A 13,278-nucleotide genomic window follows, 5' to 3' on the forward strand; every position below is an offset into this window, starting at 1 on the left:
AGGGGGAGGGCCCCCCTGCGTCACCACCAGGCGGAGTCGAGGCGGCCCTCGATGGACCTGATGTTGGCGCGGGCGCATTCGTCGCAGAAGTAGTGGCGCCGGCCCTTCTCCACGGAACAGATCCAGGTTGGCGGAGGGCCCTCGGCAACCTTGCCGCACCGGGAACACACGACGTTCTCGGCACCCGGCTCCTCAGGGTGATGAGTCTGCTGGTCCACCTCGTGACAATAAACCCGCACGGGGCCGGGGCAGGGACAACGCACCGCGGGGGCCGGTCCGTTCGGACCGGCCCCCGCGGTAGGAGCTGTGCACGGTGCGTGCTGCCGGGTCGTCGGTTCAGTGCATGACGGCCATGGCGAGCGCGCGGCGGGCGCGCATGGAGACGCGCTCGGCGCGCCGCTGCATCCGCCGGGCGGCGATCAGGCGCGCGGCCTGGCGTTCCGCACCGGCTTCCCGCAGGCGCTCATGCATATGAGCACGTGCCAGGGCTTCTGGAATGAGTTGCATCTCACGGGTCCTGTTCTGACGCGAGGCGTTCGCGCCGATGGTGGTGACAGCTGGGGTCGCGGAGCCGGACGGCTCGCTGGTGGAAGAGGTCATCGGGGCCTGCTTCTGGGGATCGTGCGTGAGGGGACGGTCGATGGTTCCGGTGCGCTTCAGGGCGTTCATGCCGCGACCGGGTTCTTGCGCGGGCGACCACGCGGCCGCTTGCGGGCGACGACCACGCCCTGGACGAACAGCTCTCCGCCCCAGACGCCCCACGGCTCGCGCCGCTCCTTGGCACCGGCGAGGCAGGCCTCCATCAGCGGGCAGGTGCGGCAGAGGGACTTGGCGTACTCGACGTCGGCCGGCGACTCCGCGAAGAAGACCTCCGGGTCGTAGGAACGGCAGGGGACGGGTACGCCGAGGTTCTCGATGGCGTCGTCGAGCGCGGTCAGCGCGGTGAGCGGGATCAAGGCGGAGTCCTCCGTGAGGCCGGGCGGGGGGATCGTTTCGGAAGGCGGTACGGACGGGGCGTGCGCTTCGAGTTGCACGGTGGTGTTTTCCTCGTCTGTCGTTCCGGTCGGTTGACCGGGCTTCTGCTGGTACCGGGTCTTGCTGGTCCCGAGGCCCCTTCGTTCCGTCTTCCTCATCAGGGAAAACAGAAGGGCCGCGGATCCCGGGTGGGGTTCCGCGGCCCTGAAGGCGCCGGCCTGATGCTGGATCAGGCTGGATCACTCCAGGGTTCGAGCCCACGGAAGGCCCACATCGTGTGGTGGTGCTGCGTCGTCTGCTGCTTCTGGGTTTCGGCACTGGCCGCCGCGAGCGCGTAGGCCTTGGCCTCTGCTGCTGCTACTCCTGCTTCCAGTGCCTTGGTCGGTCGCTCATTGCGCTCCCGGACGGGCAGACCCGTGGGAAGGGAGACCGGAAGGACGGCTGCGAAGCCGGACAGACCGGCGCCAATGAACGCCGAACCGGAGAGGCCGAGCGAGCAGGCGGAGACGACCGAGCGATCGGTCATTTTGGCGGTGGTGCGAATGAAGCTGGTGTTGGTGCTGATCACTGGAATCGCCTCCTCTCGGCGTCTCGGGGACCGGCCGGGCCGGTCACGCGTATTCGGATAAGTACAGCACGAGGACAGGGCTTCAGAGAAGTCGCTGTTCCCGTGGTTAAGAACCTATGGGGATGACTGGGGCGGGCGCAAACTATTTTTTCGACGAGTTTGCATCAGTCCTCTTCATCGCCCTCCCCAAGCTCCTGACCTGCACAGATGGCCAGGACATCGGCTCCGAAGCGCTCCAGCTTGCGGCCGCCCACCCCGGAGATGCCTGCCAGCTCCCCCTCGCTGCCGGGGACCGCCTCGGCGATCGCCATCAGGGTCTTGTCGGTGAAGACGCAGTACGCGGGCTGGCCCAGCTCCTTCGCCTGGTCGGAGCGCCACTCGCGGAGGCGCTCGTACAGTGCCTCGTCCATGTCGGAGGGGCAGTCCTCGCAGCGCATCAGTTTCATCTCACCGGCGTCGGTGAGTGTCTTGCCACACACCCGGCACAGCACCGGGCCGCGGCGCTTGCGCCGACCGGTGGACCCGCTGCCGCGCTCGACGCCGCCGCCACCGCCCGCGCCGCGTGCACCGGGCGCCGCGGAGCCCGGGCGCAGTCCGTTCAGGAATCGGGTCGGGCGGCGGGAGGCCCGGCCGCCCGGTGCACGGGACAGGGCCCAGGACAGCGACAGATGCAGCCGGGCGCGGGTGACGCCGACGTAGAGCAGCCTGCGCTCTTCCTCCACCTGCTCGTCGGTCTTGGCGTAGGTGATCGGCATCATGCCTTCGGTGAGGCCGACCAGGAAGACGGCATCCCATTCCAGGCCCTTCGCGGAGTGCAGCGAGGCGAGGGTGACGCCCTGGACCGTGGGGGCGTGCTGGGCCGCTGCCCGTTCGTCGAGTTCGGCGACGAGATCGGAGAGGCTCGCCCCCGGCTTGGCCCGGGCGAAGTCCTCGGCGAGCCGGACCAGCGAGGCCAGCGACTCCCAGCGGTCGCGGACCGCGCCGGATCCGGCCGGGGGCTCGCTGGTCCAGCCCTTGGTCGAGAGCACCGCTCTGACCTGGGAGGGCAGATCCTCGGCGTCGTCCAGGAGGGTGTCGTTCCCGCCGGCCCGGGCAGCGCCGCGCAGGGCGACGCCCGCCTCCCGCACCTCGGCGCGCTCGAAGAACCGCTCGGCGCCGCGCAGCTGGTAGGGCACGCCGGCGTCGGCGAGGGCCTGTTCGTAGACCTCGGACTGGGCGTTGATCCGGTAGAGCACGGCGATCTCACCGGCCGGGACACCCGCGGCGATCAGGTCGCGGATCCGGCGGGCGGTGCCCTCGGCCTCGGCGGGCTCGTCCGCGTACTCCGTGTAGGCCGGTTCGGGGCCGGGGTCGCGCTGGGAGATCAGCTCGAGGCGGTGCTCGGCGGCGCGGCCCCGGGCCTGGCTCAGCAGTCCGTTGGCGAGATGCACCACCTGGGGGGTGGAGCGGTAGTCCCGCACGAGTTTCACGACCGTCGCGCCCGGGTGGCGGGTGCGGAAGTTCAGCAGGTGGTCGGGGGTGGCACCGGTGAAGGAGTAGATCGTCTGGCTGGCGTCGCCGACGACGCAGAGGCTGTCCCGGTCGCCGAGCCACAGCTCCAGCAGGCGCTGCTGGAGTGGCGACACGTCCTGGTACTCGTCCACCACGAAGTGCTGGTACTGGCGGCGGATCTGGTCGGCGATGTCGTGGCGGTCCTGGAGGATGCCGACCGTGAGCAGCAGGACGTCCTCGAAGTCGATCACCGAGCGGTCGCGCTTGAGCTGCTCGTACATGGCGTAGATCTGGCCAATCTCGGCCGCGTCGCGAGGAGCGTCCCGCAGCGTCTTGGCGACGGCGGCGGGATAGTCGGCGGGCACGGTCTGGGTGACCTTGGCCCACTCGATCTCGCTGGTCACGTCCCTGAGCTCATTGCGGTCGAGCCGGATGCGGCAGCGCGCGGCGGCCTCGGCGACGAGCTGGATCTTACGTTCCAGCAGTCGGGGCAGATCGCCTCCGACGACTTTCGGCCAGAAGTACTGGAGCTGGCGGAGGGCTGCCGAGTGGAAGGTGCGAGCCTGTACGCCGCCCGCGCCGAGCTGTCGCAGCCGGCCCCTCATCTCTCCCGCGGCACGGTTGGTGAACGTGACGGCCAGCACACTCGCGGGCGGGAGTATCCCGGCGCGCACCCCGTACGCGATGCGATGGGTGATCGCCCGCGTCTTGCCGGTGCCCGCGCCCGCCAGGACGCACACCGGACCGGTCAGGGCCGTGGCGACCGCGCGCTGCTCGGGGTCGAGCCCGTCGAGCACCGCGTCCGCCGACTCGGGGACCTGAGGGAAGAGAGTGGAGTGCGTTGCTGCTGTCACCCCGCCATGCTGCCAGGTTCGGTGAGATCACCGAGACCGTTGTCCACAGCGGGTCCGTTGCGGTCGTACTAATGCGGGTGCCGGGAGGTACGGGTGCCGGGAGAGGACACCGGGAGGGTGTCCGGGAATGGCGGCCGGGGTCGCGTACGTTCGACTACCCGGACACCCCAAGAGTCGAAGGAGCGGGACGGACATGCAGGGAACTCTGACGATGTACAGCACGACCTGGTGCGGCTACTGCCGTCGGCTGAAGAGCCAGCTCGACCGGGAAGGCATCTCGTACGTCGAGGTCAACATCGAGGAGGACCCGCAGTCCGCGGCCTTCGTCGAGAAGGCGAACGGTGGAAACCAGACGGTTCCGACGGTTCGGGTGGTTCCCGCCGACGGTGGCGCGGAGATCGTGATGACGAACCCGAGCCTTGCCCAGGTGAAGCAGGCCCTGGCCGTCTGACGCTCCCGTTGACCCATGACGTGGACCTCACGCATGGAGAAGCCCCCGCCGAGGCGGGGGCTTTCACATGCCCTCGTGCCGTGTGGCCACCAGGGAGGGGGGCCTATGTCACACGGGCGTACCCGGAACCGGGGTGAACCCCGCCCCACAAGCCGCCGCCAGGTTCGACGCGTCGAACGGAGTCCCGTCGTACCTGCACTCGGCCTCGTAGAGGATTCCCGTGTCGGTCAGCAGGTCCACATGGAGGCGCTGAGCCGTGCGGGGCGGGTTGGTGCCCGAGCCGGGTTCGGTCACCGCCACAGCGGTGTCCACCACACAGGGCGGGGCACCGGGGACGACGTCGAGGTCTACCCAGACGCCCGGGTTGCGGTCGTCATTGAGGAACGCCTCGCCCTCGCGGTCGGATGTGACGCGGAACTCTGTGCCCTGGAAAGACGTACCGAAGTCGACCACCGCGAGGCTGGTGGATAGTTTTCCGCACTTCTTCTGCTTGTCCTTGTCCTTGTACCCGTCGATACCCATGGCGGCTGCCTGCGGGACCAGGAGGGCCCCTGCGAGGACGGCACCCGTCACTGCCGACAGAGTTCTGACAGTCCAGCCCAAGCGCCCGGCCGGGCTGTGCCGACGAGGCGTGCGGCTGCGCTCGGATTCCATTTCGCGGTTTTCCCTTTCTGCGAAGCGGTCTGTGTCGAGGCACAGACTCCCCGCTGGCAGGGACCGCACCGCGCTTCCGGGGAGATAAGCACACGAAAAGACCATCGCATTGCACCGGACGCCCCAGGGCACCGGCTCAACGGGCCGGGGCGTCAGTGCGACGGCTTCGGCAGGGGCTTGCCGTACCAGAGCTCGATGAGGCGGGCCGCAATCGAGATTCCGTAGGGAGGCAGCACCTCCCCGGACTCGAAGGCGGCACCCAGCTCTTCCCGCGAGAACCAGCGCGCCTCCTCGATCTCCTCGCCGTCGACGTTGATCTCCGACGAGCTGGCGCGTGCCATGAAGCCCAGCATCAGGCTGTACGGGAAGGGCCAGGGCTGGCTGGCCACGTACTCGACCTCGCCGACCCGGACACCGGCCTCCTCGAACACCTCGCGGACCACCGACTGCTCGATGGACTCCCCGGGCTCGACGAAGCCCGCGAGCGTGGAGAAGCGGCCCTCCGGCCAGTGCACCTGACGGCCGAGCAGGGCGCGGTCCTCCTCGTCCGTGACCAGCATGATCACCGCGGGGTCGGTGCGGGGGTAGTGCTCGGCGCCGCAGGCGGGGCAGCGGCGGATGTGTCCGGCGGCGGCGATGACCGTGCGTTCGCCGCAGCGTGAGCAGAAGCGGTGGAGGCGCTGCCAGTTCTCCAGCGCGACCGCGTGCACCATCAGCCCGGCATCGCGCGGCGAGAGCAGCAGTCCCGCCTCGCGCAGGCCGGCGGCGCGGGCGGACTGGTCCATGCGTCCGGGCAGGGCGTCCTTCTGCAGGGCGAAATAGCTGACGCCCTCCTCGTCGGTGCCGAGGAAGTAGCGGTGGGTCTCGGTGAGGGGGGCCTCGAAGGCCGGCGTCATGACGAGTTCGGTACCGCCGTCGGGGGTGTCGTCGATGAGCGCCTGTCCGCCGGAGATCACGAACACCCGGGTCGTCGGGTGGCTCCAGGCCGCCGCGAGCCAGGCCTCGTCGAGCCGGTGGTGCGCCGCGCGGTCGATGCCGCTCGGTGCGGTGAGGCCGATGGGACGGCGGTCAACGACGTGATCGAAGGTGGTCACAGGTACTTCCAACTCCCCCGGGTGGGTGTCTGGTCAGCGGAGGGCATCTGCGAGGTCGCCCCACAGGTAGGCGGTCGTCTCGACACCCTTGAGCAGCAGGTCCAGCTCGACTTTCTCGTTGGGCGCGTGCCAGCCGTCGGACGGAACGGAGATGCCCAGGAAGAGTACGGGTGCCCCGAGCACGTCCTGGAGGTCCGCCGCCGGGCCGGAGCCGCCCTCGCGGGTGAAGCGGATCTTCCGGCCGTCGAAGGCACGTCCCATGGACCGGGCGACCGCCTGGAGTGCGGGGTGGTCCAGCGGGGTCAGGCAGGGGCGGGTCGCGGCACCGAAGGTGATCTCGTGCCGGATTCCCGCGGGGATCCGAGTGGCGACCCAGTCGCGGACCGCTTCCTCGACACGGTCCGGGTCCTGGCCGGCGACCAGGCGGAAGGAGAGCTTCAGCTGGGCGGAGGACGGGATGATCGTCTTTCCGCCGGGGCCCTGGTAGCCGCCGCCGATGCCGTTGACCTCGGCGGTCGGCCGGGCCCAGATGCGCTCCAGCGTGGAGTGTCCGGCCTCGCCGAGGGTCGCGTACGACTTGGCCGTACGCAGCCACTCGGCCTCGTCGAAGGGCAGCTCGGCGAGGAGCGCGCGCTCGGCGTCCGTCAGTTCCACGATGCCGTCGTAGAAGCCCGGGATCGCGACGTGCTCGTCCTCGTCGTGGAGCCCGGCGACCAGGCGGGCGGCGACCGTGGCCGGGTTGGGTACGGCGCCGCCGAAGGAGCCGGAGTGGATGTCCTGGTCGGGGCCGTACAGCGCGATCTCGCAGTCGGCGAGGCCGCGCATGCCGGTGCAGACGGTGGGCGTCGTCTCGGACCACATGCCGGTGTCGGAGACGATCACGGCGTCGGCGGTGAGCCGGTCGCGGTGCTGCTCGACGAGGGCGCGGAAGTGCGGCGAGCCGGACTCCTCCTCACCCTCGACGAGGAGCTTCAGGTTGACGGCGGGGGCGGTGCGGCCGGTGACGGCGAGGTGGGCGCGGACGCCCAGGGTGTGGAAGAAGACCTGGCCCTTGTCGTCGGCCGCGCCCCGTGCGTACATCCGGCCGTCCTTGACGACGGGCTCGAACGGGTCGGTGTGCCAGCCGTCCTCGCGGGCGGCGGGCTGGACGTCGTGGTGGCCGTAGACGAGGACGGTCGGGGCGTCCGGGTCGGTGGAGGGCCATTCGGCGAAGACGGCGGGCGCGCCGTCCGTCGGCCAGATCTCGGCGGTCGGGAAGCCGGTCTCCTTGAGCTTGGCCGTGAGCCACTCTGCGCTGAGCCGTACGTCCCCGTCGTGTTCGGGCTGGGCCGAGACGGAGGGGATGCGCAGCCACGCGGCGAGGTCGTCGAGGAAGGCCGCGCTGTGCTGCTCGATGTACGTACGGACGGCGGTGTCCGGGGTGGCGCTCATGGCCTTGAGCCTAACCGGCGCCGGAGGCGGGTTCGCCGGCCCGGTCCCGCACGGGCTCGGGGTCGTCGAGGAGCAGCCGCTCCAGGGCGGCCCGGTCGGGCAGCTCCTCGGGGCGGACGATCTCTCCTGTGCGGACGTACACGAAGGCGGCCGTCACGGAGTCGGGCGGCAGGCCGTGGCGTTCGGCCCAGGCGAGTCGGTAGACGGCGAGCTGGAGCGGGTCGGCGTCCTGGGCCCGGCTGGTCTTCCAGTCGACGATCTCGAACGCACCGGTGGCGTCGTCCCGGTAGACGGCGTCGATCCGTCCTCTGATGACGCGGCCCGCGAGCGTGACCTGGACGGGCGCCTCCACGCGGTACGGCGTGCGCCGGGCGTACGGGGTGCGCTCGAACGCCTCCTTGAGTACGGCCAGGTCGCGCTCATCGGCGATCTCCGCCTCGTCCGGGTCGTCCGGGTCGCGGCCCGGCAGCTCGTCGGGGCCGAGCATGGGCAGTGGCAGCTCCTCGAACCGCGACTCCACCCAGGCGTGGAACCGGGTGCCGCGGCGGGCCGCCCGCTGCGGCGGGCGCGGCATGGGGCGGGCCAGCTCCTGGGCGAAGCCGTCCGGGTCGGAGGCGAGCCGCAGCAGCTGGGAGGCGGACAGCGACGGCGGTACGAGCACGTCGCGCACGGACGCGCGGGCGCGGCGCAGTTCGCCGGTGAGCGCGTCGAGATCGCGGTCCCAGGAGGCGATGGTGCGGGCTTCCTCAGGGGTGAGCGGCTCGGCCCGCTGGGCGGGGAGATGGGGCGTACGGGGAGGGGTGGGGGCATGCTCGTGCCCGTCGGACGGCCACAGCTGCTCGTCGTCGGGGCGCTCGGGTACGCCGCGGTCGGCGGGTGCGTTGCGGTCCGCAGGTACGTCGCGATCGCCGTGCGCGTCGGCGTCCTCGGGTACGTCGCGGTCCGCGGGTGCGTGGGCGTCCTCGGGGGCGCCGCCGTCCTCGGGTACGTACGCGTCCCCGGATACGTACGCGTCCTCGAATGCGTCGGGCTCCTCGGGCCACGCCTCTTCGGGGTCGTGGGCGAATTCCTCCTCCCATGCCTGTTCGTCCCACAGGTCCTCCTCCGGCGCCTCCGGTGCGGGCGTGGACGGCGTGGCCGGGCCCGGGGCGTTCAGGTGCGCGAAGACCAGGTCCGCCGCCTTGCGGCGGCGGGCCATGGCCGTGGGGTCCAGGGGCAGGGGCCAGGCGTACTCCGCCGTCGTCGCGTGGAGGGCCGGGTTCTCCGCGTCCTCCTCGGGCTCGTCGGCCCAGGCCTCGATCTCGCCGAAGCCGGCCGCGCAGTGGTCGTACAGGGCGTTCAGGAAGGCCGAGGGGCCGCGGCGGCGCTTCTGGGTCGGGCCCCACCAGTGGGCCGATCCGAGGAGCAGCGAGCGGGGGCGGGTGAACGTCACGTAGCCCAGGCGGAGTTCCTCCGTGTGCTGATGGCTCTTCATCTCCTCCTTGAAGGCTTTGAGGCTCTTCGCGTCCCAGGAGGTGATGTCCGGGAGTGTGTCGGCGTCGCCGCGCAGCGCGTGCGGGAGGACCTTGGCCTGGGAGGTCCAGGACTCGCGGGCTCGGGTGCTCGGGAACTGGTCGGTGACGAGGCCGGGGACGGCGACGACGTCCCACTCGAGTCCTTTGGACTTGTGGGCGGTGAGCACCTTGACCGTGTTGTCCCCGCCGGGCAGGGCGTTGTCGAGGCCCTTCTCGTACTGCTCGGCGGTGCGCAGGAAGCCGAGGAAGGCGAGAAGGCTGGCGTCGCCGTCGAGTGCGGCGAAGGAGGCGGCGGTGTCCAGGAAGTTCGCGAGGGTCTCGCGGCGGCGGGCCGCCAGGGCGCGCGGCGAGGCGGAGAGCTCGACCTCCAGGCCGGTGGTGGCCAGGACCCGGTGCAGGACGTCCATGAGCGGGTCGGCCAGCGAGCGGCGCAGGTCGCGGAGTTCCTGGGCGAGGTGCGCGAAGCGGACGCGGGCCTCCGCGGAGAACGGCAGGCCGTCGTCCGGTTCGGCCGCCTCCAGGAAGGTGTCGAGCGCGTCGGCGAGTGAGATCACCTCGGCGGGGTCGGTGCCTTCGACGGCCGCGGCGAGGCGCTGGTCGGGGTCCTGGCCGTCGTCCTGCGCGCGGTGCACGAGGAGGCGGGCGCGGCGGCCGAGCAGGGCCAGGTCGCGGGGGCCGATGCGCCAGCGGGGGCCGGTGAGGAGCCGTACGAGCGAGGCGTTCGCCCCCGGGTCCTGGAGGACTTCGCAGACCGCGACCAGGTCGGCGACCTCCGGGAGGTGGAGCAGTCCCGAGAGGCCGACGACCTCCACGGGGATGTCACGGGCGACCAGGGCGCCCTGGATCTCGGCGAAGTCCCCTGCCGTACGGCACAGGACGGCGATCCCGCCCGGCTCCCTGCCGGTGCGGACGAGGTGCGCGATCGAGTCGGCGAGCCACTCGATCTCCTCGGCGTGGGTGGGCAGCAGGGCGATCCGTACGGAGCCGTTGAGCTCGGCGCCGGGGGCCGGCCGCAGCGCTTCGACGCCTTCGTGCATCGCGCGCAGCGGCTCGGCGAGGCCGTTGGCGAGGTCGAGGAGGCGGCCGCCGCTGCGGCGGTTCTCGCTGAGTGAGAAGCGGGTGGCGGGGCTGCCGTCCGCGTGCGGGAAGTGCTCCGGGAAGTCGTCCAGGTTGGCGACGGACGCGCCGCGCCAGCCGTAGATCGCCTGGCAGGGGTCGCCGACGGCGGTCACGGCATGGCCGGTGCCCCCGCCGAACAGGCCGGAGAGCAGCAGGCGCTGCGCCACGGAGGTGTCCTGGTACTCGTCGAGGAGGACGACGCGGAACTCCTCGCGCAGGATGCGGCTCACTTCGGGGCGGGTGAGCGCGAGCTCGGCGGACAGGGCGATCTGGTCGCCGAAGTCGAGGAGGTCGCGGGCGCGCTTGGCCGTGCGGTAGCGCTCGGTGAGGTCCAGGAGCTCGCGGCGGGCGGCCGCGGTCTCGGGGATCTTGCGCAGGTCGGCGTTGGTGAGTTTGGCGGATTCGAGGGCGCTCAGCAGGTCGGAGTCGTACGCGCGCAGTCGCTCCGGGCGTACGAGGTGCTCCGCGAGCTCGGCGTCGAGCGCGAGCAGATCGCTGACCAGGGAGGGGAAGGACTTGGTCAGCGCGGGGTAGGGGCCGGGGGCTTCGCGCAGCACTCGGGCGGCGAGCTGGAAGCGGGTGGCGTCGGCGAGGAGCCGGGAGGTCGGCTCGAGCCCGATGCGCAGGCCGTGATCGGTGAGGAGCTGCCCGGCGAAGGCGTGGTACGTGGAGATGCGGGGCTCGCCGGGTGGGTTGTCCGGGTCGATCACGTCGGGGTCGGTGACCCCTGCCCGTACGAGCGCGGCGCGGACGCGCTCGGCGAGCTCGCCCGCCGCCTTGTTGGTGAAGGTCAGGCCGAGGACCTGCTCCGGGGCGACCTGGCCCGTGCCCACGAGCCACACCACGCGCGCGGCCATCACCGTCGTCTTGCCCGACCCGGCTCCGGCCACGATGACCTGCGGGGCGGGCGGCGCGGTGATGCAGGCCGTCTGCTCCGGGGTGAACGGGATGTCGAGGAGCTCTTTGAGCTGCTCGGGGTCGGTGATGTGTGCGGACACCCCAAAGAGGCTAATGGGCCCCGCTGACAATCCTCATTCGGCCGATCTTGCTCCGGCCGGTCTTCCTCCGGCCGATCTGCATCCAACCGGTCTGCATCGCGACCGGTCTTTCTCCGGCCCGTGATCCCGCGCCCGCCGCCCGGCTCGCCGCCCGGCTCGTCGTCCGGCTCCTCGTCCGGCTCGTCATTCGACGGTGTGGCGGCCCTCGGGCTGGGCGCTGCACGAGGCGCGGAAGGAGCAGTGGCCGCAGTGGGTGCCCGTGGTGGGGGTGAAGCGTTCGTCGAGTACGCGGCCGGCGGCGGTGGCGAGGAGGTCGCCGACCCATTCCCCGCTGAGGGGCTCCTGGGACTGGATCTTCGGCAGGGCTTCGCCGCCCTCCTTCTTGGGGGCGGGCTGGCGCAGCTGTACGAGCTCGGCGCCGCCGGGCTCGGGGCGGCGGCCGTCGAACACATCGTCGACCGCGCCCTCGCGGACGGCGAGCTGGTAGACGGCGAGCTGGGGGTGGTGGGCGACCTCGTCCTTGGTCGGGGCCTGCTTGCCGGTCTTGAAGTCGACGACGTAGGCGCGGCCGTGCTCGTCCTGTTCGACGCGGTCCATGGAGCCGCGGATCCGTACTTCGTACGGACCCGCTTCGAGGGTCACGTCGAATCCGTGCTCCGTGGCGGCGGGGGTGCGGCCCGCGCGGTCCATGACGTGCCAGCGGAGGAAGCGTTCGAGGGCGGCGCGGGCGTGCTCCTTCTCCTGGGCCGACTTCCAGGGGGCGTCGAAGACGAGCCCGTCCCAGACGGAGTCGAGGCGCTCCATCAGGACGGCGAGGTCGGCGGGGGTGCGGCCGGACGCGACCTCGTCGGCGAGGACGTGGACGACGTTGCCGAAGCCCTGGGCGGCGGTGGCGGGGGCGTCCGCCTTGACCTCGCGGCCCAGGAACCACTGGAGGGCGCAGGTGTTGGCGAGCTGGTCGAGGGCGCTGCCGGAGAGCGCGACCGGGTGATCGCGGTCGCGCAGGGGAACCCGGCTGTGGGTCGGTTCGTTCAATCCCCACCAGCGCTGGGGGTGAGCGGCGGGGACGAGCGGCTGGCCTTCGTCGTCGGTGAGCGCGGCGAGGCGGGCGAGGCGGCGGGCGGCCGCGTCGCGCAGGGCGGGGGAGGCGTCGGGGTCGACGGTGGTGGCGCGCAGTTCGGCGACGAGCGGGGCGACGGCGAGGGGGCGGCGGGGGCGGCCGGTGACGTCCTTCGGCTCCGGGCCGAGTTCGGTGAGGAAGCGGGAGGGCTGGTCACCGTCGTCGGCGGGTGCCTTGACGGCGGTGACGACGAGGCGGTGGCGGGCGCGGGTGGCGGCGACGTAGAAGAGGCGTCGTTCCTCGGCGAGGAGGGCGCCGGGGGTGAGGGGCTCGGCGAGGCCGTCACGGCCGATGCGGTCGGCTTCGAGGAGGGAGCCGCGGCGGCGCAGATCGGGCCAGAGGCCTTCCTGTACGCCGGCGATGACGACGAGGCCCCATTCGAGGCCCTTGGAGCGGTGGGCGGTCATGAGGCGTACGGCGGCCGGGCGTGAGCTCCTCCTGGTGAGGGTGGAGGCGGCGATGTCCTGGGCCTCCAGCTCGTCCAGGAAGTTGAGGGCGCCGCGGCCACCGGTGCGCTCCTCGGCGCGCGCGGCGGTCTCGAAGAGCGCGCAGACGGCGTCGAGGTCGCGGTCGGCGTTGCGGCCGGCGGCGCCGCCGCGGAGGGAGGCGCGCTGGAGCCGCTGCGGCCAGGAGGTGCCGTTCCAGAGCTCCCAGAGTGCCTCTTCGGCGGTGCCGCCTCCGTCGAGGAGTTCGCGCGCCTTGCGCAGGAGCGTGCCGAGGTGGTGGGCGCGGCGGGTGTAGGCGGAGTCGTGGACGGTGAGCCGCTCGGGCTCGGCGAGGGCACGGGCGATGAGCGTGTCCGACGGCGGCGGGATCTTGTTGCCCGCGGCACGCTCCTCGTCGCGGAGGGCGCGCCCGAGGCGGCGGAGGTCGGCGGTGTCCATGCCGCCGAGGGGGGAGGTGAGGAGGGTGACGGCGGTTTCGGGGTCGAGGGGTGCGGATGCGTCATGGGGCCCGTCTCCGAGTCCCGCGCCGCGGGCCGGCCCCGGCGCCGGCATGGATGCGTCAT

The 13,278-nt window shown here is 71.9% G+C and carries 10 protein-coding genes; 1 reads left to right on the plus strand and 9 read right to left on the minus strand.

All coding sequences use genetic code 11. The features are described from left to right. Nucleotides 1–336: 336 nt before the first annotated feature. From ABT342_RS00185 to ABT342_RS00200, 4 genes are all read right to left on the minus strand, one after another. Nucleotides 337–669, minus strand: coding sequence for a putative WhiB-interacting protein (locus ABT342_RS00185; protein WP_351564620.1), 333 nt, complete (start codon nucleotides 667–669; stop codon nucleotides 337–339). After that, nucleotides 666–1,034: a WhiB family transcriptional regulator gene (locus ABT342_RS00190; RefSeq protein WP_351566263.1), complete on the minus strand. Its 369-nt coding sequence runs from the start codon at nucleotides 1,032–1,034 to the stop codon at nucleotides 666–668. The genes ABT342_RS00185 and ABT342_RS00190 overlap by 4 nt, the downstream gene beginning before the upstream one ends. Before the next feature lie 170 nt (nucleotides 1,035–1,204). After that, on the minus strand, nucleotides 1,205–1,543 hold the full coding sequence (locus ABT342_RS00195; protein WP_351564623.1) for a hypothetical protein: 339 nt from the start codon (nucleotides 1,541–1,543) through the stop codon (nucleotides 1,205–1,207). 164 nt (nucleotides 1,544–1,707) lie between these two features. Then, entirely contained in the window at nucleotides 1,708–3,888 is a 2,181-nt protein-coding gene (locus tag ABT342_RS00200) for an ATP-dependent DNA helicase UvrD2 (protein ID WP_351564626.1), read from the minus strand. A 193-nt stretch (nucleotides 3,889–4,081) separates the two neighbouring features. Here ABT342_RS00200 and ABT342_RS00205 point away from each other — a divergent pair, with 193 nt between their 5' ends. Continuing rightward, nucleotides 4,082–4,339 carry a mycoredoxin gene (locus tag ABT342_RS00205; protein ID WP_351564628.1) on the plus strand — a complete coding sequence of 86 codons (258 nt, stop codon included), beginning with the start codon at nucleotides 4,082–4,084 and terminating at the stop codon, nucleotides 4,337–4,339. 108 nt (nucleotides 4,340–4,447) lie between these two features. Here ABT342_RS00205 and ABT342_RS00210 read toward each other — a convergent pair whose 3' ends face one another. The 5 genes from ABT342_RS00210 to ABT342_RS00230 all read right to left on the minus strand — a co-directional run. Beyond that, nucleotides 4,448–4,912 carry a hypothetical protein gene (locus ABT342_RS00210; protein WP_351564630.1) on the minus strand — a complete coding sequence of 155 codons (465 nt, stop codon included), beginning with the start codon at nucleotides 4,910–4,912 and terminating at the stop codon, nucleotides 4,448–4,450. 233 nt (nucleotides 4,913–5,145) lie between these two features. Continuing rightward, a complete protein-coding gene (gene nudC / locus ABT342_RS00215; protein WP_351564632.1) occupies nucleotides 5,146–6,087 on the minus strand; it encodes an NAD(+) diphosphatase in 942 nt (313 codons plus the stop codon). 33 nt (nucleotides 6,088–6,120) lie between these two features. After that, the gene (locus tag ABT342_RS00220) at nucleotides 6,121–7,518 is read right to left on the minus strand and encodes a dipeptidase (protein WP_351564634.1); all 1,398 of its coding nucleotides are present in this window, start codon (nucleotides 7,516–7,518) and stop codon (nucleotides 6,121–6,123) included. A 10-nt stretch (nucleotides 7,519–7,528) separates the two neighbouring features. Next, nucleotides 7,529–11,149 carry an ATP-dependent helicase gene (locus ABT342_RS00225; protein ID WP_351564636.1) on the minus strand — a complete coding sequence of 1,207 codons (3,621 nt, stop codon included), beginning with the start codon at nucleotides 11,147–11,149 and terminating at the stop codon, nucleotides 7,529–7,531. 183 nt (nucleotides 11,150–11,332) lie between these two features. Then, the coding region (locus ABT342_RS00230) for a PD-(D/E)XK nuclease family protein (protein WP_351564639.1) at nucleotides 11,333–13,278 on the minus strand (1,946 nt) is incomplete at its 5' end.

This window comes from Streptomyces sp. NPDC000410 (assembly GCF_040300305.1).
Lineage (GTDB): Bacteria > Actinomycetota > Actinomycetes > Streptomycetales > Streptomycetaceae > Streptomyces.

Excerpts from the sequence above, each read along its gene's own strand:
- ABT342_RS00185 (WP_351564620.1), bottom strand. The coding sequence starts at position 669 with ATGAACGCCCTGAAGCGCACCGGAACCATCGACCGTCCCCTCACGCAC.
- ABT342_RS00205 (WP_351564628.1), top strand. The coding sequence starts at position 4,082 with ATGCAGGGAACTCTGACGATGTACAGCACGACCTGGTGCGGCTACTGC.
- ABT342_RS00220 (WP_351564634.1), bottom strand. The coding sequence starts at position 7,518 with ATGAGCGCCACCCCGGACACCGCCGTCCGTACGTACATCGAGCAGCAC.